20 protein-coding genes and 1 tRNA gene are annotated in these 19,463 nt (G+C 63.5%); 9 read left to right on the top strand and 12 right to left on the bottom strand.

Going from position 1 to position 19,463, the window contains the following annotated elements; all coding sequences use genetic code 11:
- The 8 genes from L610_RS20815 to betI all read right to left on the bottom strand — a co-directional run.
- Nucleotides 1-135 (bottom strand): helix-turn-helix domain-containing protein (locus L610_RS20815; RefSeq protein WP_186441306.1); only part of this gene is annotated, 135 nt, incomplete at its 3' end.
- A gap of 223 nt (nt 136-358) precedes the next feature.
- Nucleotides 359-613 (bottom strand): hypothetical protein, encoded by a 255-nt coding sequence (locus tag L610_RS03710; RefSeq protein ID WP_144702600.1) that lies wholly within the window; start codon nt 611-613, stop codon nt 359-361.
- Between the two features lie 280 nt (nt 614-893).
- On the bottom strand, nt 894-1,199 hold the full coding sequence (locus tag L610_RS03705) for a helix-turn-helix domain-containing protein (protein WP_144702597.1): 306 nt from the start codon (nt 1,197-1,199) through the stop codon (nt 894-896).
- Between the two features lie 881 nt (nt 1,200-2,080).
- Nucleotides 2,081-2,157, bottom strand: a tRNA-Pro gene (locus L610_RS03700).
- A 72-nt stretch (nt 2,158-2,229) separates the two neighbouring features.
- Nucleotides 2,230-3,693 carry a betaine-aldehyde dehydrogenase gene (gene betB / locus L610_RS03695; RefSeq protein WP_144702594.1) on the bottom strand — a complete coding sequence of 488 codons (1,464 nt, stop codon included), beginning with the start codon at nt 3,691-3,693 and terminating at the stop codon, nt 2,230-2,232.
- 62 nt (nt 3,694-3,755) lie between these two features.
- Nucleotides 3,756-5,408, bottom strand: a complete 1,653-nt coding sequence (gene betA, locus L610_RS03690) for a choline dehydrogenase (RefSeq protein WP_144702591.1) — start codon at nt 5,406-5,408, stop codon at nt 3,756-3,758.
- The gene (gene betC, locus L610_RS03685) at nt 5,408-6,934 is read right to left on the bottom strand and encodes a choline-sulfatase (protein WP_144702588.1); all 1,527 of its coding nucleotides are present in this window, start codon (nt 6,932-6,934) and stop codon (nt 5,408-5,410) included. The genes betA and betC overlap by 1 nt, the downstream gene beginning before the upstream one ends.
- Nucleotides 6,931-7,521 (bottom strand): transcriptional regulator BetI, encoded by a 591-nt coding sequence (gene betI, locus L610_RS03680; RefSeq protein WP_144702585.1) that lies wholly within the window; start codon nt 7,519-7,521, stop codon nt 6,931-6,933. The genes betC and betI overlap by 4 nt, the downstream gene beginning before the upstream one ends.
- Nucleotides 7,522-7,699: 178 nt before the next feature.
- Here betI and L610_RS03675 point away from each other — a divergent pair, with 178 nt between their 5' ends.
- Nucleotides 7,700-8,866, top strand: coding sequence for an acetyl-CoA acetyltransferase (locus tag L610_RS03675; protein ID WP_144702582.1), 1,167 nt, complete (start codon nt 7,700-7,702; stop codon nt 8,864-8,866).
- A complete protein-coding gene (locus tag L610_RS03670; protein ID WP_024848132.1) occupies nt 8,863-9,606 on the top strand; it encodes an SDR family NAD(P)-dependent oxidoreductase in 744 nt (247 codons plus the stop codon). Before L610_RS03675 ends, L610_RS03670 begins: the two co-directional genes overlap by 4 nt.
- Here the strand turns inward: L610_RS03670 and L610_RS03665 are convergent, their stop codons facing one another.
- The gene (locus L610_RS03665; RefSeq protein WP_051473185.1) at nt 9,607-10,401 is read right to left on the bottom strand and encodes a DUF3750 domain-containing protein; all 795 of its coding nucleotides are present in this window, start codon (nt 10,399-10,401) and stop codon (nt 9,607-9,609) included.
- A gap of 14 nt (nt 10,402-10,415) precedes the next feature.
- Here L610_RS03665 and L610_RS03660 point away from each other — a divergent pair, with 14 nt between their 5' ends.
- Nucleotides 10,416-11,420, top strand: coding sequence for an asparaginase (locus L610_RS03660; protein ID WP_144702579.1), 1,005 nt, complete (start codon nt 10,416-10,418; stop codon nt 11,418-11,420).
- A 9-nt stretch (nt 11,421-11,429) separates the two neighbouring features.
- On the opposite strand, the gene L610_RS03655 is transcribed toward L610_RS03660, so the two are convergent.
- Nucleotides 11,430-12,845: a methylmalonyl-CoA mutase family protein gene (locus L610_RS03655; RefSeq protein ID WP_144702576.1), complete on the bottom strand. Its 1,416-nt coding sequence runs from the start codon at nt 12,843-12,845 to the stop codon at nt 11,430-11,432.
- 225 nt (nt 12,846-13,070) lie between these two features.
- Between L610_RS03655 and L610_RS03650 the strand changes: the two genes are divergently transcribed.
- Nucleotides 13,071-14,609 carry a helicase HerA-like C-terminal domain-containing protein gene (locus L610_RS03650; RefSeq protein ID WP_144702573.1) on the top strand — a complete coding sequence of 513 codons (1,539 nt, stop codon included), beginning with the start codon at nt 13,071-13,073 and terminating at the stop codon, nt 14,607-14,609.
- Between the two features lie 78 nt (nt 14,610-14,687).
- Here the strand turns inward: L610_RS03650 and L610_RS03645 are convergent, their stop codons facing one another.
- Together L610_RS03645 and L610_RS03640 are read right to left on the bottom strand one after the other, a co-directional pair.
- Nucleotides 14,688-15,251: a L,D-transpeptidase gene (locus tag L610_RS03645; protein WP_348601896.1), complete on the bottom strand. Its 564-nt coding sequence runs from the start codon at nt 15,249-15,251 to the stop codon at nt 14,688-14,690.
- Nucleotides 15,252-15,572: 321 nt separating this feature from the next.
- Complete coding sequence (locus L610_RS03640) at nt 15,573-16,235, bottom strand: haloacid dehalogenase type II (RefSeq protein WP_024848126.1); 663 nt, start codon at nt 16,233-16,235, stop codon at nt 15,573-15,575.
- Nucleotides 16,236-16,370: 135 nt separating this feature from the next.
- On the opposite strand from L610_RS03640, the gene L610_RS03635 reads away from it, so the two are divergent.
- The 5 genes from L610_RS03635 (at nt 16,371) to L610_RS20805 (ending at nt 19,424) form a co-directional block, all read left to right on the top strand.
- Complete coding sequence (locus tag L610_RS03635) at nt 16,371-17,246, top strand: branched-chain amino acid aminotransferase (protein WP_144702569.1); 876 nt, start codon at nt 16,371-16,373, stop codon at nt 17,244-17,246.
- A gap of 107 nt (nt 17,247-17,353) precedes the next feature.
- Nucleotides 17,354-17,956 (top strand): superoxide dismutase, encoded by a 603-nt coding sequence (locus tag L610_RS03630; protein WP_024848124.1) that lies wholly within the window; start codon nt 17,354-17,356, stop codon nt 17,954-17,956.
- Between the two features lie 176 nt (nt 17,957-18,132).
- Nucleotides 18,133-18,696 carry a cytochrome c gene (locus L610_RS20810; RefSeq protein WP_371712942.1) on the top strand — a complete coding sequence of 188 codons (564 nt, stop codon included), beginning with the start codon at nt 18,133-18,135 and terminating at the stop codon, nt 18,694-18,696.
- A complete protein-coding gene (locus L610_RS03620) occupies nt 18,647-19,249 on the top strand; it encodes a cytochrome c (RefSeq protein WP_371712941.1) in 603 nt (200 codons plus the stop codon). Before L610_RS20810 ends, L610_RS03620 begins: the two co-directional genes overlap by 50 nt.
- Nucleotides 19,212-19,424 (top strand): hypothetical protein, encoded by a 213-nt coding sequence (locus L610_RS20805; protein WP_371712940.1) that lies wholly within the window; start codon nt 19,212-19,214, stop codon nt 19,422-19,424. The genes L610_RS03620 and L610_RS20805 overlap by 38 nt, the downstream gene beginning before the upstream one ends.
- Nucleotides 19,425-19,463: the final 39 nt, after the last annotated feature.

The following is a 19,463-nucleotide window of genomic DNA, read 5'->3' as shown; positions in this document are numbered from 1 at the left end:
GCGATAGCGCCGATACCAGGCCCCGGCCGTTGAGATCCCGATACGGAAGCGTCGTGCCGCCTCCCGCGTCGAAACCCCATCTTCAATCGCCGCAATAACTCGACCGCGAAGGTCCCCGCTCAAGCTCCTCGTCATCACCACCCTCCTGGCAAATCACCAAGAGCAGTGAATCAGACTAAACTGATCCCGTGAATCCTCAAACCGACTCTGTGTTCATAAAAGATGCTCTAGCTGCTCCAGAGCCTCGTCAAGTTCAAACGCGCCATCTCCCGGGGCGCCCGGACGATTCTCCGCGTAGCCATGGTTGATGTAGTGATTGTAGGCTGCTTCGGCGGTGTTGATACCAGCGGCCTGAAGATCAGGATTGGCGTTGACGTACGTTTCCCAATCGAACGAGGTAAATGAAGGTACCTTTGAGCTCGGAGCTCGGAGCGCGGCCTTCGGCGAGGCCATGATTGTTGAAGTGGTCGAAGGGGTTCACACCCGCAGCCTTAACGTCCGGATTCGCGTCCAGATATTCCTTAGTGTCGAACACCGGATGCGGATTTGCGCCCTCGCGCCAACCATGAAGATTGTAGTGGCTGAGCGCAAACTCATACGGGGACAGAGACATGTCGGAGCTCAAGTATGCATCAAGAACATCCGAGCGGTTCTAGTAATAGTATGTAGCGGCAAAAGTAAGAGCCATGAGTTCCTTCTCCATAGGCTTGGCGAATTGTGTAAAGCAAAATGGTCTAACTTTGATCCTCGTAAGCCACTTTGCTTTCCACCCTTGATCATGCGCGCCAATTTACTTGGCTAGCATAGCAACTGCTGGCGATTAACCAGTACAGCTGAGCGCGAAGACAGTTTAGAACATCTTTTTGTTCCATCGCATCTTTACGCCGTTGCGGTTATTCATCGCCGAAGATCATCCTGTAGGCGACCGGTTCGTATGCCTCGAGCATCTTCATCGAGAACACGCGGGGGTGGATGTTGAGCGCCCTGGCCCACGCCTCCCAGCGCTCGGGAATGATCTTTCCCTGACCGTTCTCAACCTGGGAGATGTAGGTGTAGTAGAGCGACCCAACCCGCGCAGCGAGCTCGCGCTGCGTGAGGCCCGCGGCTTCGCGCTGCTGTTTCAGCCAGCGGCCGATGTCCACCCGATTCTCGGTGCGGTCGACATCCTTCAGATCCGCGCTCGTCCTGCCCTTAGCCATGATACTCCCCGCCATAACGGCGCCCCACAAGTAGGCTGAAGTATGCAAAACAAATCTTGCTTGTCCAGTACTTGCATTACTGAATAAATGGAGTATAGACCACCACTGTAATTAGGTGGTGCTAATGAATGAAATTAATAATTGGTTAAACCGGTCTGTTATGCGGCGCGGCCGTTCTGCAAAGTACATCTCGGCCAGTTGAGGGGCAGGATCATACGGAATAAGTCGTGAATAAACGGCATGAAAAATAATAAAGAAAAAGTAGATGGTTAGTGGATTTAAAGGAGCAAATTCACGGAAAACAGGCGGGGGCGCCATATGACCCAGGGGAAGATGGAGGAGGGTGAGGAGAGGGTGGGGAATAACGGTGCGGAAGCAAGATGTGAGGCAGATAGCCGGGAGGAGGAAATCGCGATCGGCGGGTGGAAGTAGCGGGACCACTGGAGTCGATGCGGGGAATTCCGCCTCCGGAGCGTCTTCTGGCTGTTGCATGGATGCATCAGCAGGGCTGTCCGATGATGCTTGCGGGAAGAATCGAGCGTCTCAGGCCCTCTGGTCGATGGTCGGAGCAGGGGCCGAGGAGTGTGCGCAATCGCGGCGGGGCTGGTGGTGTGGGAGGGTTCGCGGCGCGCGCGGCTGAGGGGAAGGCGCGGATGTCCGGGGACGACGCGTGCCGGGGTGTGCGACGGCGGCAAGGCGCCTTCGACGGAGTGCGGGAGGCTAGGCGAAAGCGAGCCCGTTACAGTGCAGGGCGGGTGTCAAAAATCATGAAGCCGCGCCAGTGCACGCTGGGCGCAAGACGAGCCGATGGGCGCTGCGTTCCGCTGCCGTTTAGTCAGATTTTATGGGAGGTGAGTTTCGGGATAACTCTTTGATCTGACTGGTCGGAGTGGCAGGATTTGAACCTGCGACCCCCTCGTCCCGAACGAGGTGCGCTACCAGGCTGCGCTACACTCCGTGGCCAGTGGCCGGGCTTATAGCGTCCTCCTCTGGACCCTGCAAGCCCGGCCAACGAACTTTTTTGCAATTTTTAGTAGGGGCTCTCCACATCCCCGGTTTCGACGTAGACCGACTTCAGCTGGGAGTAGTGATCGAGCGCCGCGAGCGAGTTTTCGCGGCCGATTCCGGACTGCTTGAAGCCGCCGAAGGGGAGCTCCGCGGGCGCGAGATTATAATGGTTGATCCAGCAGCTGCCGGCCTTGATCTCCGCGATGACGCGGTGCGCGCGGGGAAGGTCGCGGGTGAAGACGCCCGCGGAGAGGCCGAACTCGGTGTCGTTGGCGCGGGCGATGACCTCATCCTCCTCAGAGAAGGTCAGAATGCTCATCACCGGCCCGAAAATTTCTTCGCGGGCGATGCGCATGTCGTCCTTCACGCCGGTGAAGATGGTGGGCTCGACATAAAAGCCGTTTTCAAAGCCCTGGAGGCGCGGCACGCCGCCGCCATGGTGCAGCGTGGCGCCTTCGTCCTGGCCGATCCTGATGTAGCCGGTGACCTTGTCGTGCTGCGCCTTGTTGATGAGCGGGCCCATCTGCGTCTGCGGATCGAGCGGGTCGCCGATCTTAATTTTCGCCGTGCGCTGGGTGAGGCGCTCGACGAATCGCTCGTAGATGCCGTTCTGGACGAAGACGCGGGTGCCGTTGGAGCAGACCTGGCCGGTGGAGTAGAAGTTGGCGAGCATGGCGCCGCCGACGGCGTTCTCGACATCGGCGTCGTCGAAGATGATGAGCGGCGACTTGCCGCCGAGTTCCATGGTCGCGTGCTTCATCAGCGAGCCGGCAATGCCGAGTACCTTGCGGCCGGTGGGCACCGAGCCGGTGAGCGAGACTTTTGCGACCACCGGGTGGCTGATCAGCGCGCCGCCGACATCGCCAAAGCCCTGGACGACGTTGAACAGGCCGTCGGGAAGGCCGGCCTCGGTGTAGATCTCGGCGAGCGCAAGGGCGCTGAGCGGCGTGTTCTCCGACGGCTTGAAGACCATCGCATTGCCCATGGCGAGGGCGGGGGCGGATTTCCAGCCGGCGCCCTGAATCGGATAGTTCCAGGCGCCGATGCCGACGCACACGCCCAGCGGCTCGCGGCGCGTGTAGGCGAACGGGCCGCCGAAATCGACATAGTGGCCGGAGAAGCCGGCCACTACGCCGCCGAAGAACTCCAGCGCCTCGGCGGCGGAAGCCGGGTCGGCGACGGTGGTTTCCTGAATCGGCTTGCCGGTGTCGAGCGTCTCGAGCTCGGAGAGCTCCTGGTTGCGGGCGCGCAGAATGTCAGCGGCGCGGCGCAGGATGCGGCCACGGTCGGCCGGGCGCATGCGCGCCCATTTGTCCTGCGCCTCGCGGGCAGCCTCGATCGCCTGTTCGATGATCGCGGGCGTCGCGGCATGCAGGCGGGCGATGACCTCGCCGGTTGCCGGATAGATGACATCCATCGGCTGGCCCTGGTCGTCCTCGACGAAACGGCCGTTGATGTAGTGCGAAGCTTTTGGCTGGGCGCGCATGGGAATTGTCCTCTCGTGTTGGCCGATCCTAGCCGAAATTGACGGTGCGTGCGCGGCCGGACCTAGCGGTCCGACTCACGCCAGCGCGGGTTGATCCRGGGTTCCTGATTCGMSGGGGCGAGCGGCTGCCGGCCGAGGATGTGGTCGGAAGCCTTCTCGCCGACCATGATCGACGGCGCGTTGAGGTTGCCGTTGGTCACGCGCGGGAAGATCGACGAATCGGCGACGCGCAGGCCCTCGACGCCGATCACGCGGCATTCGGAGTCGACCACCGCCATCGGGTCGTCGGCGCGGCCCATGCGGCAGGTGCCGCACGGGTGGTAGGCGCTCTCGACGTGCTCGCGGATGAAGTCGTCGAGCTGCTCGTCGGTCTGGACGTGGGCGCCGGGCGAAATTTCCCGGCCGCGGTAGAGGTCGAACGCCTTCTGGCAGAAGATCTCGCGGGTAAGGCGGATGCAGTGGCGGAAGTCGGCCCAGTCGTCCGGGTGCGACATGTAGTTGAAGCGGATGACCGGCTTCTCCCACGGATCGGCTGAGCGCAGGGTGACGCTGCCGCGCGACTTGGAGCGCATCGGGCCGACATGGGCCTGGAAACCGTGCGCCTTGGCTGCGGCCTTGCCGTCGTAGCGGATCGCGATCGGGATGAAGTGGTACTGGATGTCCGGATAGTCGACGCCGGGCTTCGAGCGCACGAAGGCGGCGGCTTCGAAGTGGTTGGAGGCGCCGAGGCCGGTCTTGAAGAACAGCCACTGCGCGCCGATCAGCGCCTTCGAAAACAGGTTGAGCTTGGAATAGAGCGTGATCGGCTGCAGCGATTCCTGCTGGATGTAGAGCTCCATGTGGTCCTGGAGGTTCTGGCCGACGCCGGGACGGTCGGCGACCACCTCGATGCCGTGCTGGCGCAGTTGCTCGGCAGGGCCGATGCCGGAGAGGAGCAGGAGCTTGGGCGAGTTGATCGAGGACGCGGCGACGATGACCTCGCGGTTGGCGCGCACGACCTGGATGCCGCTGCGGTTCTCGATCTCGACGCCGGTCGCGCGGCCATTCTCGATGACGACGCGGCGTGCAAAGCCGTTGACGAGCCTGACGTTCGGGCGCTTGAGGGCCGGCTTCAGATAGGCGTTGGCAGCGGACCAGCGGCGGCCGTGATGGATCGTCTGCTCCATTGGGCCAAAGCCTTCCTGCTTGGAGCCATTGTAGTCGTCGGTCGTTTCAAAGCCTGCCTGCCTGCCCGCTTCGACGAAGGCGGTGTAGAGCGGGTTCTTGCGCGGGCCGCGCTGGACGTGCAGCGGGCCGCTGGTGCCGCGCCAGCCATCCTCGCCGCCCTTCGAGTTCTCCATGCGCTTGAAGTAGGGGAGGACGTTCGCATAGGACCAGCCGGTCGCGCCCTGCTCGGCCCAGTGGTCAAAGTCGCGCGCGTGGCCGCGCACATAGACCATGCCGTTGATGGACGACGAGCCGCCGACAACCTTGCCGCGCGGGGTCGCGAGCACGCGGCCGCCGATATGCGGCTCCGGTTCGGTCTGGAACCCCCAGTCGTAGCGCCGCATGTTCATCGGATAGGAAAGTGCTGCCGGCATCTGAATCAGCGGCCCGAAGTCGGAGSCGCCGTATTCGATGACGATGACGGAGTGTTTTCCGTCCTCGGACAGCCTGTAGGCCATCGCCGAGCCAGCAGAACCCGAGCCGACTATGACGAAGTCAGCCTGTAGCATTACTCACCTCTTGGAAATCGTTGACGCTCTTCGAGGACGTTGAGGTCCATGTGGTTGCGCATGTAGCGCTCGGAGGCCTTCTGCAGCGGCTGGAAGTCCCACGGGTAGTAGGCGCCGTTGCGAAGGGCCGGATAGACGACGAGGCGGCGAGCCTGGCTTTCGCGCACGGCCGCGTCGTAAGCGGGGATGTCCCAGCGTGCCGCGACCATTGCCTCGAACTCGGCGACAAGGGCCTCATGGGCAGGATCGGCCGCGAGGTTGGTCAGCTCGAGGGGATCTGCCTCGAGGTCGAACAGCTGCGCCGGATCGGCAGGGCAGTGGATGTATTTGAAGCGCTCGGTGCGGATCGCGACCATCGGCGCGATCGAGCCCTCGGCTGCATATTCCATATAGACGGGCTCACTGCGCTTGCCGCCGTGCATCAGCGGCTTCAGCGTCTCGCCGTCGGTCCAGGGTCGGATGGCTTCGATGTCGATGCCGGCGAGGTCGCAGAGTGTCGGGAGGACATCGAGGTTGGAGGTCGGCACATCGACCCCGGCCGGGGTGATGCCGGGGCCCGCGATCATCAGCGGCACGCGCGATGAGCCTTCAAGGAAGGTCATCTTGAACCACAGGCCGCGCTCGCCGAGCATGTCGCCGTGGTCGGAGCAGAAGACGATGAGCGTGTCATCGAGCATGCGCGTTCGCGCGAGCACGTCGACCAGCGCGCCAACATGGTCGTCGATGTAGGAAATGTTGGCGAAGTAGCCGCGGCGCGAGCGGCGGATGTCTTCGTCCGTCAGTGAGAACGAGCCGTAGTCGCTGGCGTCATAGAGCCGGCGGGAATGCGGATCCTGCTGTTCATAAGGAATGAAGCCGACCTGCGGATCGAGGTGCTCGCAGTCCTCGTAGAGGTCCCAGTACTTGCGACGCGCGACATAGGGGTCGTGGGGATGGGTGAAGGAGATCGTAAGGCACCAGGGCTGGCGATCGTCGTCCTCTGACTGGCGCGCGAGCTGGTAGAGCTTCTGCACCGCATGATGCGCGACCTCGTCATCATATTCGAGCTGGTTGGTGATCTCGGCGACGCCCGCGCCGGTCACCGAGCCGAGGTTGTGATACCACCAGTCGATGCGCTGGCCGGGCTTTGTCCAGTCCGGGGTCCAGCCGAAGTCGGCTGGATAAATGTCGGTCGTCAGCCGTTCTTCAAAGCCGTGCAGCTGGTCGGGACCGACGAAATGCATCTTGCCCGACAAGCAGGTGTGATAGCCGGCGGCGCGCAGGTGATGCGCGAAGGTCGGGATCGACGATGCGAACTCGGCCGCGTTGTCATAAACCTGCGTGCGCGAGGGCAGCATGCCGCTCATGAAGGAGGCGCGGGCAGGGGCGCAGAGCGGCGAGGCGGTGTAGTTGTTGTTGAACCGAGCCGATCGGGCTGCGAGCGCTTTGAGGTGGGGCGTGTGCAGGAAGTCGGCCGGACCATCCGGGAACAGCGTCCCGGTCAGCTGGTCCACCATGATGATGAGAATGTTCGGCCGTGTCGTCATCCGCCTCGTTCCCCCGACAACTTGTGATCGAGATAGTCCTCCACGAGCGCGATGGCGCTCGCGGCATCGGGTGCTGCGCTGCGCAGTGCGCAGCGGATGTAGAGCCCGTCGATGAGCGCCGCGACGCCCTCGGCCGTGCGGGTCGCTTCGTCGAGCGGCAGCAGGTGGCGCAGGCCGCTCATCAGGTCCGAGTGCAGGCGACGCGCGTAGATTAAAAGAAGCCGGCGCATTGGCTCCGAGCGCTGGGCTTCGACATAGAAGGCGAGCCAGGCGGAGACCGTCTCGGTGCTGAACTGGCTGTTCGCGAAGTTGACGGCGACCAGCGCCGACAGGCGTTGACGCGGATCGGTGACGCCGCGCAGCGCGTTGGCCGCGTCGTGGCCGAGCTCCCGCAGAATGTGGCGCATGGTCTCCTGCAGGAGACCTTCCTTGGCGCCGAAGTAATGATGGGCAAGCGCCGCCGAGACGCCCGCGCGCCCGGCAATCTCCGTCATGGTGACGTCGAGCGAGCCGTGCTCGCCGATCACCGAGATCGCAGCATTGATCAGCGCCTTGCGGCGCACTGGCTCCATTCCAACCTTTGGCATTTCGCGCTCCTTGCGGCCGCGAAGCTATTTTTGATTGAGCCATCAATCAAGAAAAAAATGCTGACGCTGCGGGAAGTGGCGGCTCTTTACGAGGCTACGCAGACAGTTCATGGTTGAACAAACATTGGGCGATGAAGGCGGCGGCCTTCATGCTATGCTCGACCGCGGGAGAGAGACTATGACTGCAAACATTGTGGGTTGGGCGCATTCGCCCTTCGGCAAATTGACTGACGAGACGGTCGAAAGCCTGATCGTCGGTGTTGCGCGCGATGCGCTGGACCATGCCGGCATCGGGCCGGACGATGTCGACGAGATCGTTCTGGGCCACTTCAACGGCGGTTTCTCGGCGCAGGATTTCACGGCGAGCCTGGTGCTGCAGGCTGACGACCGCCTGCGCTTCAAGCCGGCGACGCGCGTGGAAAACGCCTGCGCCACCGGTTCGGCGGCGGTGCGTCAGGGCATACAGGCGATCGACTCGGGCGCAGCGCGCATCGTCTTGGTGGTCGGCGTCGAGCAGATGACGACGACGCCGGGGCCGGAGATCGGTAAGAACCTCCTCAAGGCCTCCTACCTGCCGGAAGACGGCGACACGCCCGCAGGCTTTGCCGGCGTCTTTGGCAAGATCGCCGCTGCCTATTTCCAGCGCCATGGCGACCAGTCAGATGCACTCGCCTACATCGCGGCCAAGAACCACAAGAACGGCGTCGAGAACCCGTATGCGCAAATGCGCAAGGATTTCGGCTTCGAGTTCTGCCGCACTGAGAGCGAGAAGAATCCGTTTGTCGCGGGGCCCCTGAAGCGCACCGACTGCTCGCTCGTCTCGGATGGCGCCGCGGCGATTGTGCTAGCGGACGATGAAACCTCAAAGCAGATGCGCCGGGCCGTCACCTTCCGCGCTAACCAGCACGTGCAGGACTTCCTGCCGATGTCGAAGCGCGACATCCTGCTGTTCGAAGGCTGCTCGGAAGCGTGGGCGCGGGCGCTGAAACAGGCGGGCGTGACGCTCAACGATCTGTCTTTTGTCGAAACCCATGACTGTTTCACCATCGCTGAGCTGATCGAATACGAGGCGATGGGCCTTGCGAAGCCGGGGCAGGGCGCAAAAATCGCGCTCGAAGGCCAGACGCAAAAGGATGGCCSCCTGCCGGTGAACCCGTCGGGSGGRCTGAAGGCGAAGGGCCATCCCATCGGCGCGACAGGCGTTTCTATGCATGCGCTCACCGCGATGCAGCTCATGGGTGAAGCCGGCGGCATCCAGATCAAGGACGCGACACTCGGCGGCATCTTCAACATGGGCGGCGCGGCCGTCGCCAACTACGTGTCGATCCTCGAACGGATCAGATGAAGCCGTCGGCCGTCGTCACCGGAGGAGCATCTGGAATCGGACTGGCGACAGTCGAGTGGCTGCTGGACGACGGCTGGCCGGTCGCCGTCCTTGACGTGAACCCTGAGGCGCTTGCTTCCGCCGAGGACATGCTCGCGGGCGAGAGCGCGATCTTCATTCCAGTCGATGTGACCGATGAAGAAATGGTCTCCGACGCCTTCGACCAGGTCGCGGACGTCTTGGGACCCATCGGCGGTCTCGTCAACTCGGCAGGCGTGGCGCATGTCGCGCCATGCCTCGAGACGAGCGCCGAGCTCTTGCGCGAGATGCTGGACATCCATGTCGTCGGTTCATTCATCACCTCGCGTGCGGCGGTCGAGCGGATGGCGGAGACGCTGTCGATCGTCAATCTTGCGTCGGTGTCCGGCATGCGCGGCAATGAGGGCCGGATGGCGTTCGGTGCGTCCAAGGCAGGTGTCGCGTTGATGTCGCAGGTGATGGCGGTGGAACTAGCGCACCGCGATGTGCGCGTGAATTGCGTGGCACCCGGCGTCATAGAGACGCCGCTGTCGGCGCGGCTGCACGACGAGAACATGCGCCAGGAATGGCTGCAGCACGTCCCGCTAAGCCGACATGGCGAGCCGGACGAAGTGGCGGCGGCAATCGCCTTCCTGCTGTCGCCTGAGGCCGCCTACATTACCGGCCAGACGATCGCCGTAGATGGCGGTTTCATGGCCGCCGGGATGCGGCGCAGGCTCTAATTAGTCGAGGCCGACGCGGCCGAGAGCAGGGATCTTCAGCGCCGGGCGCAGGAAATCGATGCCGGCCACCGCTCCCATGAAATGAAACTCGATGCCGCTGCGCAGGCCGACGGCGAAGCCGGCGAGGCCGTTCAGCGTAAAGTGCAGATCGCGCCAGTCGCTCGCGACGCGCAGCGAGACTGGGCCCTCGGCATAGTCGCGGCCGGCGGCGTTGGGTGGCAGCACCGTGCCGAGCGCCGGTACCGCATTCAGCACATGGGCAACGAATGTGTTCGAGTTCGGGCCCGGCCAGATCCGGTAGCCGCCGCGCTGGGAATATGGGTAAGCGGCAATGGCCGCTTCGACTTCGGGGATGAGGCGTTCAGCCTCCTCGCCCTGAATTTCGCGGATGATCGACGGCTGGTTGGAATACCAGTAGGCGTCGGCGGCGTAGCCGTTGATGCGGATCGGCGAGCCCCAGCCGACCTTGTCGTATCGCTCATAACTGTGGGCACCGGGCTTCTTGAGCACGATCCAGCTATGCACCGAGACCGCTCCCTTCATGCCGCCGGTGCGCGCGGCCATGATGTAGATCGCTGCCTCGGGATCGTCGGATGCGGGTGGCAGGATGCCGCTCGACTCCCAGTTTGCCGAGCTCCAGGAGGTGGGCCGGTCGGCCATCGCCCACCAGGCTGCCGTGGCGGCAGTTGGCGCTACGAAGACGATGAGGATAAATAGGAGAACGCCTCTCAAAAGCCTGAGCGGTCGCAGGCGCCGATGCGCCGGTGGCGGAGAAACGAGAGGCAGAGAACTCATGTCTGGACGAGATAATGACAAATCCGGTTCTGGTTGAAGTCACGCGCGGTAACATCGTCGAGAGCACGCACCGCGGGTCTGTTGCGGTCGTCGATGCCGATGGCGGCGTGGTCCTGGAGATCGGCGACATTGACCGGCCGGTATTTCCGCGCTCGGCGGTAAAGGCGATCCAGGCTCTGCCGTTCGTCGAGTCTGGTGCGGCCGACGCGTTCGGCTTCGGCGTTCGCGAAATCGCGTTTGCTGGCGCCTCGCATTCCGGCGAGCCAAAGCACGCTGCGCTTGCCGCCGCAATGTTCGATCGGGCAGGGCTGTCGCCGGGCGCGCTCGAATGCGGCGCACACTGGCCGACGCGTCAGGAAGCCGCGCTGGACCTTGCCCGGCACGGCCAGATGCCGATGGCATTGCACAACAATTGTTCCGGCAAGCACTCAGGCTTCCTGTGCACCTGCCAGCACCTGCGGCTCGACTACAAGGGCTACGTGAAGCGCGAGCATCCGCTGCAGCAGATGGTGCGCGAGGCGATGGAATCGGTGACGGGTGCGGTACACGGCATCGACAATTGCGGGACCGACGGCTGCTCGATCCCAACCTATGCCGTCCCGCAGCGCGCGCTGGCGCAGGGTTTTGCGAAAATGGCGACAGGCGTGGGCCTTGCACCGAAGCGGGCAGAAGCCGCCAAACGCATCCTCGAAGCCTGCATGGCCGAGCCGTACTATGTTGCCGGAACCGACAAGCTCGACACCCGACTGATGCAGGCCGCGAACGGACGCATCATGATCAAGACTGGGGCCGAGGCCGTCTATTGCGGCGCGATCCCGGAACTGGGGCTCGGCATCGCCATCAAGTGCGACGACGGCGCGGTGCGTGCTTCGGAGGTTATGGTCGCAGCCGCGCTTGCCAAGCTGATGGAGAAGGACGAGGAGCTCGCGGCGAAGCTCAGGGAGTTCGCGCATCCGGTGATGCACAACTGGAACGGCATCGAGGTCGGAACGCTCAGGCCAACGCAGGCGCTGGCCTGAGACCATCGATCAGCCTTGCGCCAATAGCTCGTCTAAGCGGACGGGCGCGAGGCGGTCGCAGCGGGCGACGCCCTCGGTCGGCGCCGAGCGGCGCGTCGCTGCCAGCGTAGCAGGAGCGACGTCTTCCTTCGGCTGGTCGATCGTGGTGCCGACGATGGAGAAGCTGCCCTTGCGCAGCGCAAGCAAGCGCTGTTCGCGCGCCTGGAAGACGCGCTGCTGCACGAAACCGGCCGCGAGGCTGGTCAGCAGGCCGCCTTCTTCCTGAATCCGGCGGAACTCTTCCCAGCCAGCATCGCAGAGCGAGGCGACGAGGATGTCGAGATCCTCGGACGACGCGGCCGGATCGGCAAGCGACGACAGGTGCGTCTCGTCGGCGATCACCAGCTGCAGGTCGCGGGCAATGCGGCGCGCATGCGCATCCGGCAGTCCATGTGGCTGGGTATGCGGCAGGACGCTGACGGTATCGGCGCCGGCGGAAGCAGCGAGCGAAGCGCGGACGATGTTGGTCTCGACCGAGCGTGCCGACATCATCCGGTAGGAAGTTTCGGCGTGGATCTTCGGTGGCAGGGCTGGGATGTTGCAGATCTCCTGCACCTTGGACCACAGGCGACGCAGCGCCCTGATCTTGGCCACAGAAATGAACTGGTCGTGGTCGACGCAGAGCGAGAAGCCGATATGCGGCGCGGCATAGACCAGTGGCTGCCGCGCATCGATGAACATGCGCAGATACGACACGGCTGCAGACAGCATCACGCCAAGTTCCTGCGCCTCGCTGCCGCCGGCATTGTGGACGACGCGCCCGTCCGCCTCGAGAAGCACGGCGGGGATGCCAAGGCCGAAGAAGTGGCCGAGTGAGGGGGGCATCGACGCCTGCAGCGCTGCCACCGACATGCGCAGCGTGCCGCTGCCGGCAAAAAGGGCTGCCGGATCAATGCCGAAGGAGAGGCTGAGGCGGGCCGGGTCGACCTTCTTGCGCCGAGCAAGCTCGATCAGCCAGTCAACCGACGCGCGGCTTGCGGGATGCATGTCCATGCGAAGGTGGATGCGGTTGAGCTGGATGTTGTGCAGCACCGCCGCGAGCGATTCCGGGCGGGCTGGAAGGCCATAGCCGAACGCATTCGGCGCGCCCTCGAACACGATCGAAAGGCCGGTTGCGCCGCCGGCAATGTCTTCCTGGGCCTGATGATTGGCGCGACGCGGATCGACGTCATCGATGCGCTGGACGATCGTCCAGCCGGCACCGGCGTTGCCTTCCATGGCCGCGGCGCCGACATCGAGCCGCGGCTGCTGGAAGCGGAGATCCGCGCTGCGTGGAGGTTGTGGCGCGTCAGCACGACGCTTGATGACCGCCTGCCGCCCGATTTCCAGCCAGTCCGCCCGGTTCATCGGCGGGAAACTGCCTGCGCTGATGATTGCCGCTTCCATCTGCTTTCCTCCGCATCGAACCCTTAGTTTAGGGTGGGTACCCTGATCCCGCAATGCAACGGACGTTCTCGAAGTTTGATCGCAACGGGACGCGGGCATTTCCGAAACCGCTGTGATGAATCGGCCACGGCCTCCTGACCATTACCTCATTGGCAGCAAGTAAAGCGCTGGATATACGAGGAGACGATACCCACTCAGTGGCACCGGACACGCGGGAGAGGCAGGATGTGGCAGGACGAGCAGAAGAGCATTTTCGTCGGCGGTAGCCGAAAGCCGGATGACAGCTACCAGAAGGCGGAAGAGCTTCTGCTGAAGTATGCCAACCGCCACGGCATCATCACGGGCGCAACGGGCACCGGCAAGACCGTGACCCTGCAGATCCTGGCCGAAGGGTTCTCCAATGCCGGCGTGCCGGTGTTCTGCGCGGACATCAAGGGCGACCTCGCGGGCCTGTCGCAGATGGGCGTGTCGCAGGATTTTCTCCACAAGCGCGCCGAGGCCATCAAGCTTGAGCCTTACGAGTTCGCCGAGTTCCCGGTGATCTTCTGGGACCTGTTCGGAGAGCAGGGCCACCCGATCCGCACGACGATCTCCGAGATGGGGCCGCTGCTGCTGTCGCGGCTGATGAACCTGACGGAAGCGCAGGAAGGCGTGATGAACATCGCCTTCCGCCTTGCCGACGAGGAAGGCCTGCTGCTTCTCGACATGAAGGACCTGCAGGCGATGCTGACCAACATGGCCGAGCGCGCGCAGGAAATCGGGGCCCGCTATGGCAATGTCTCGCGCCAGTCGGTCGGCGCCATCCAGCGCCAGCTGCTGGTGCTCGAGCAGCAGGGCGGCAACTTCTTCTTCGGAGAGCCGGCGCTGTCGATTAGCGACCTGATGCGCACGACGCGCGACGGCCGCGGCGCGATCAACGTGCTTGCCGCCGACAAGCTGATGAACAACCCGCGGCTCTACGCGACCTTCCTGATGTGGCTCCTTTCGGAGCTGTTCGAGGAGCTGCCGGAAGTGGGTGATCCGGCTAAGCCAAAGCTCGTCTTCTTCTTCGACGAGGCGCACCTGCTGTTCAACGATGCGCCTAAGGCGTTCGTCGAGCGGATCGAGCAGGTCGTGCGCCTGATCCGTTCGAAGGGCGTCGGCGTCTACTTCGTCACCCAGAACCCGCTCGATGTGCCCGAGACGGTTCTGGCCCAGCTCGGCAACCGCATCCAGCACGCCCTTCGTGCCTACACGCCGCGCGAGGCCAAGGCCGTAAAGACGGCGGCCGACACCTTCCGTCCGAACCCCGACTTCGACTGCGCGACGGCGATCACCCAGCTCGGCACCGGCGAGGCGCTGGTGTCTGTGCTGGAGGAGAAGGGCATTCCGTCGATGGTGCAGCGGACGTTGATCCGTCCGCCCTCAGCGAAAATGGGGCCAATCACGCCGGAAGAACGCCGCAAGGTCATGGAAATGAGCCCGGTGCGTGGGCTGTACGACAATGCGATCGACCGCGAGTCGGCTTACGAAATCCTGCAGAAGCGTGCGGAGGAATCCGCCCGCGCCAAGGAGCAAGACGACCGTCGCGTTGAACAGGAGCGCCAGCGCGCCGATACCGGCGGTGGCGGCTGGACGCTGCCGGATTTCGGCGGCGGTGGCGGCAGCAGCCGGGCCGCTCGCGCAGTACCGGCAACCGGCAGACGGNCAGTCGTGCGCACGGTCGGTTCGACGCTTGGCCGCGAACTAGTGCGCGGCATCCTCGGCAGCCTGCGCAAGCGCTGAGACAGACTGAAAAAAGAAAACGCCGTGCGGACCAGTCGGTCGCATGGCGTTTTTCCTGTGCCCGATGTGGCGAGCGGATCAGGTGATCCGCAGGCCCGAGGTGACGATGATCGGCGATTTCGCAGCGACGCGCTCATAGAGGTCGATCACGTCCTGGTTGATGAGGCGGACGCAGCCCGACGAGACCGACTTGCCGATCGACCACCATTCCGGCGAGCCGTGCAGGCGATACAGCGTGTCCTTACCGTTCTGGTAGATGTAGAGGGCGCGTGCACCGAGCGGGTTGTTGACGCCCGGCTCCATGCCGCCAAGCCACTGCTTGGTCTTCGGATCGTAGGTCGTCGCGTACTTCTTGAGGTTCGGCTGACGCTCGATCATCTCTGCCGGCGGATGCCAGCGCGGCCACGGCTGCTTCCACTCGATCACGCCTTCACCGGACCACTCGAAGCCCTGGCGGCCGAGACCAACGCCGTAGCGAACCGCGCGGCGGAACGGCAACACGACATAGAGGAAGTGGTTGCCGGTATCGACGACGACCGTGCCGGGACGCTCGCCGGTCGGGTCAGCGACGATCTGGCGATGGTAGCGCGAATCGATCTTCTGATACGGAACCGCCGGAATGTTGTGGCCACCATCAGTCATCGCCGCATACATCAACGCTGGAGGCGCGAGCTCCGGCATCGGCGGCGGGGCGAAAGGGGTGCGCGCCGCAGGACGCGATTCGCCCGAAGTGGTTTCAGAACAGCCTGCGAGCGCAGCAGTCGCAATTGTCGCGGTTGCTGCCGTGAGGAGGGAGCGCCGGGAGATCATGGGATTGGACACGTTGGTTCCAGTTCAAGGTTGTGCGGGCTGTATAGGTATCGCGGCGGGCGTTGTGCAACCGCGAATTGCCCCTCGGCAGTCCTATCCCGTGAGTGATTCGCCACCTGTTGTTCTTTCGCCACGCTGACGTAGCGATGCTGCTCAAAAAGCAGTCAGGAGACCCTCGAGCGACGGGAGGATCAGGTTCGGCTCGTGATCGAGGTATTCGTCCGGAAGGTCGGAGCGGTTGATCCAGACCGTGTGGAAGCCGAACTTCTGCGCGCCGGCGATGTCCCAGCGATTCGATGACTGGAACGACACGGCGTCTGGGTAGAGCCGCCAGCTGGTGGTGACCAGGTCGTAGACCTCCGGGGCGGCCTTGAACTTGCGGATCTCGTCGACGGAGAAGATCTCATCGATGACGTGATCCAGCGCTGCCGAGCGCACGGCGGCCTGCAACATGGCTGGCGAACCGTTCGAAAGGATGGCGATGCGGCCTCCAGCAGCCTTGAGCTCGCGCAGGATGCGAGGCACTTCCGGATAGCAGTCGAGATGCCAGTAGGCTTCAAGCAGCTGCTTCTTCATGCCGGGATCGGCGGAAGGCACCAGCCGGAACGCCGTATCGAGCGCGTCTTCGGTGAGCTGCCAGAAATCGCGGTAGCTGCCCATCAGCGTGCGCACCCACGAATATTCCAGCTGCTTGGCACGCCAGATGTCGGACAGCCGCTGACCCTCCGGCCCGAGCCTCGCCGCATGGCGCCGCACGGCGGCGTGGACGTCGAAGAGGGTGCCGTAGGCGTCGAATACGTAAGCAGAATGTCTCATGGTGTCAGTGACTTGAACGCAGGTGCAGCATGCGGTCAAGCGAAAGAGACGGCTGGACTGATCGATGTTTTCAAGCTGTCGGTTGACGCAACGGGACAAAGCGCCTTCGATGCCGCTCAAAGAAGGAGATCAGTCATGAACCTTGCGAGCCCGGCCGAAAGCACGACTTGGACTTACATTGAGGGAGACTGGTACGAAGGGAACGTCCCTGTGATCGGTCCCCGCAGCCATGCGCTGTGGCTCGGCTCCAGCGTGTTCGACGGCGCCCGCTGGTTCGAGGGGATCGCGCCCGACCTCGACCTCCACTGCGCGCGCATCAACGAGTCCGCCACCAATCTCGGCCTGAAACCGACGGTCGGCGTGGAAGAAATGGTCGCGCTTACCTGGGAGGGCATCAAGAAATTCGACGGCAAGACGGCGATCTACATCCGTCCGACCTACTGGGCCGAGTATGGCGGCTACATGGGCGTGCCGGCCAATCCGGATTCGACGCGCTTCTGCCTCTGCCTCTACGAGTCGCCGATGCTGCCGCCGTCCGGCTTCTCAATCACGGTGTCGCCGTTTCGCCGGCCGACGCTTGAGACGATGCCGACCAACGCCAAGGCAGGGTGCCTCTATCCGAACAACGGCCGTGCGATTCTGGAGGCGCGGAACCGCGGCTTCGACAATGCGCTGGTCCTCGACATGCTCGGCAACGTTGCCGAGACCGCTTCTTCGAACGTGTTCATCGTCAAGGACGGCGTGGTGATGACGCCCGTCGCGAACGGCACATTCCTCGCTGGGATCACGCGCTCGCGCATCATCGGACTGCTGCGGGAAGCTGGCTTCAAAGTGGTCGAGAAAACGCTGAAAGTGCAGGATTTCCTGGACGCGGACGAGATCTTCTCCACCGGCAACCACTCCAAGGTGGTGCCGATCATCAAGATCGAGGACCGCGAGCTGCAGCCCGGACCGGTGGCGAAGCGGGCACGCGAGCTTTATTGGCAATGGGCCCATTCGACAGCTGCGTAAAGAGGCGCTAAACATCGCGGGACATTGCGCCGCCGAGGGTTGTGAAGCCGCGGTGCGCGCCTATGTACAGTTCGAACCCAGACCATTTCAGCGAGGGAGATATTGCCATGGCCTTTGAACTTCCGGAACTGCCGTACGACTACGAGGCTCTCCAGCCGTTCATGTCGAAGGAGACGCTCGAGTACCACCACGACAAGCATCACAAGGCCTATGTCGACAACGGCAACAAGCTGGCCGCTGAAGCAGGCATGGACGGCCTGTCGGTCGAGGAAGTTGTGAAGCAGTCCTTCGGCAAGAACCAGGGCCTCTTCAACAACGCTGCCCAGCACTACAACCACATCCACTTCTGGAAGTGGATGAAGAAGGGCGGCGGCGGCACGAGCCTTCCGGGCGCGCTGCAGAAGGCAATCGACAGCGACCTCGGCGGCTACGACAAGTTCCGCGCCGACTTCATCAATGCTGGTACGACCCAGTTCGGTTCGGGCTGGGCATGGCTGTCGGTCAAGGACGGCAAGCTCGAGATCTCGAAGACCCCGAACGGTGAGAACCCGCTGGTCCATGGCGCGTCGCCGATCCTCGGCGTCGACGTCTGGGAGCACTCCTACTACATCGATTACCGCAACGCCCGTCCAAAGTACCTCGAGGCGTTCGTCGACAGCCTCATCAACTGGGACTACGTCCTGGAGATGTACGAGGCGGCGACGAAGTAATTTCTCGCAGCCGCGAGACATGGAAGCCCCGGCACGCCGGGGCTTTCTTTTGCCGGAACCATCACAGAAGCGTGAGTCCTCGGCGGGCGGATGTGACTTTTCCGCAGATGCGAAATCGCCATTATCGCGACGATGGATCCGCAATGGGCCATAGCGAATTTTACCGGAGTTATTTCATGAAACTGTTCATCTACGCTGCCGCCGCTCTTTCCGTCATGACGATGGGGGCGACCGCGAACCCGATTGAACAGCGCCAGGCCAACATGAAGGAGCGCGGACAGATCCTGCGCGTGCTGGCCCCGATCGCACAGGGCCGCGCGGATTTTGACGCGGCGACCGTGCTGGATGCGCTGGAGAAGCTGAATGCGAATGCGCAGGCAGCGGCGGACGTCGATGCGTTTTATCCGGCCGGTACCGAGACCGGCGACACCAAGGTGAAGGAGAGCATCTGGTCGGACCGCGAGGGCTTCAAGAAGGCCAACGAGGACTACCTCTCCAAGGTTGCGGCTGCCACGAGACCTACCGCAACTAACGGCGGCTTGCATGTCCTCACTTGCCAAAATTTCCGCCGGCTTGCTGGTAGCCGCAGCTGTCGCCGGCGGTGCGGCGTGGTTCCTTGCGACGCCTTCGCGGCTGAACGCCGCGGCGCTGGCGTCGTTCGGGGAAGGGGATGCGAGCCGGGGCGAACAGGTGTTCTGGGCGGCCGGCTGCGCCTCGTGCCACGCGGCGCCGGGTGCTGAAGGCGATGCGGTGCTGCAGCTTGGCGGCGGTGAGCGCTTCAAGACCGAGTTCGGCGTCTTCGTTGCGCCAAACATCTCGCAGCATCCGACAGATGGCATCGGCAGCTGGAGCGTCGAGGACCTCGCCAACGCGATGATGCGCGGCGTCTCGCCGGACGGCCGGCATTATTATCCCGCCTTTCCCTATACGTCCTACGCCCGGATGAAGCCGGCGGATATTGCCGACCTCTACGCGTTCCTGAAGACGCTGCCGGAGGTGGAAGGCAAGGCGCCCGAGCATGAGCTGAGCTTCCCGTTCAACCAGCGCTGGGCGCTCGGTTACTGGAAGCTGCTCTACCTCAGCGACAAGCCGAGGGTGCAGATGGCCAATGCCAGCGAGGAAGTGCTGCGCGGGCAGTATCTGGTCGAGGGGCCGGGGCACTGCGGCGAATGCCATACGCCGCGCGGGATACTCGGCGGGCTGGACGCGAGCCGCTGGCCTTGCGGGTGCCAAGGCCGCCGAAGGCGAGGGCAGCGTGCCCAACATCACCACGGGCGAAGGCGGGATTGGTGACTGGTCGAAGACGGAGATCATCGACCTGCTCGAAACTGGCTTCACCCCGGAGTTCGATTCGGTCGGCGGCTCGATGGCACCGGTTGTCCGCAACATGGCGAAGCTGTCGGCGGAGGATCGCGAAGCGATCGCGGCATACCTGATGGCCATTCCCGGCCATCCGAGCGCCGACTGAGGGACACATCATGAAGAAGGCCCGGAACCAGGTTCCGAG

It is taken from the genome of Aminobacter sp. J44 (assembly GCF_007829415.1).
Lineage (GTDB): Bacteria > Pseudomonadota > Alphaproteobacteria > Rhizobiales > Rhizobiaceae > Aerobium.
The sequence above is the reverse complement of the archived record's forward strand: the minus strand, read 5'-3'. Positions and strand labels throughout refer to the sequence as shown.

Bases quoted from the DNA above. Each gene is read 5' to 3' on its own strand.
- L610_RS03710 (WP_144702600.1), bottom strand. From the start codon at position 613: ATGTCTCTGTCCCCGTATGAGTTTGCGCTCAGCCACTACAATCTTCAT.
- L610_RS03705 (WP_144702597.1), bottom strand. From the start codon at position 1,199: ATGGCTAAGGGCAGGACGAGCGCGGATCTGAAGGATGTCGACCGCACC.
- betB (WP_144702594.1), bottom strand. From the start codon at position 3,693: ATGCGCGCCCAGCCAAAAGCTTCGCACTACATCAACGGCCGTTTCGTC.
- betC (WP_144702588.1), bottom strand. From the start codon at position 6,934: ATGACGACACGGCCGAACATTCTCATCATCATGGTGGACCAGCTGACC.
- betI (WP_144702585.1), bottom strand. From the start codon at position 7,521: ATGCCAAAGGTTGGAATGGAGCCAGTGCGCCGCAAGGCGCTGATCAAT.
- L610_RS03670 (WP_024848132.1), top strand. From the start codon at position 8,863: ATGAAGCCGTCGGCCGTCGTCACCGGAGGAGCATCTGGAATCGGACTG.
- L610_RS03665 (WP_051473185.1), bottom strand. From the start codon at position 10,401: ATGAGTTCTCTGCCTCTCGTTTCTCCGCCACCGGCGCATCGGCGCCTG.
- L610_RS03660 (WP_144702579.1), top strand. From the start codon at position 10,416: ATGACAAATCCGGTTCTGGTTGAAGTCACGCGCGGTAACATCGTCGAG.
- L610_RS03655 (WP_144702576.1), bottom strand. From the start codon at position 12,845: ATGGAAGCGGCAATCATCAGCGCAGGCAGTTTCCCGCCGATGAACCGG.
- L610_RS03645 (WP_348601896.1), bottom strand. From the start codon at position 15,251: ATGACTGATGGTGGCCACAACATTCCGGCGGTTCCGTATCAGAAGATC.
- L610_RS03640 (WP_024848126.1), bottom strand. From the start codon at position 16,235: ATGAGACATTCTGCTTACGTATTCGACGCCTACGGCACCCTCTTCGAC.
- L610_RS03635 (WP_144702569.1), top strand. From the start codon at position 16,371: ATGAACCTTGCGAGCCCGGCCGAAAGCACGACTTGGACTTACATTGAG.
- L610_RS03630 (WP_024848124.1), top strand. From the start codon at position 17,354: ATGGCCTTTGAACTTCCGGAACTGCCGTACGACTACGAGGCTCTCCAG.
- L610_RS20810 (WP_371712942.1), top strand. From the start codon at position 18,133: ATGAAACTGTTCATCTACGCTGCCGCCGCTCTTTCCGTCATGACGATG.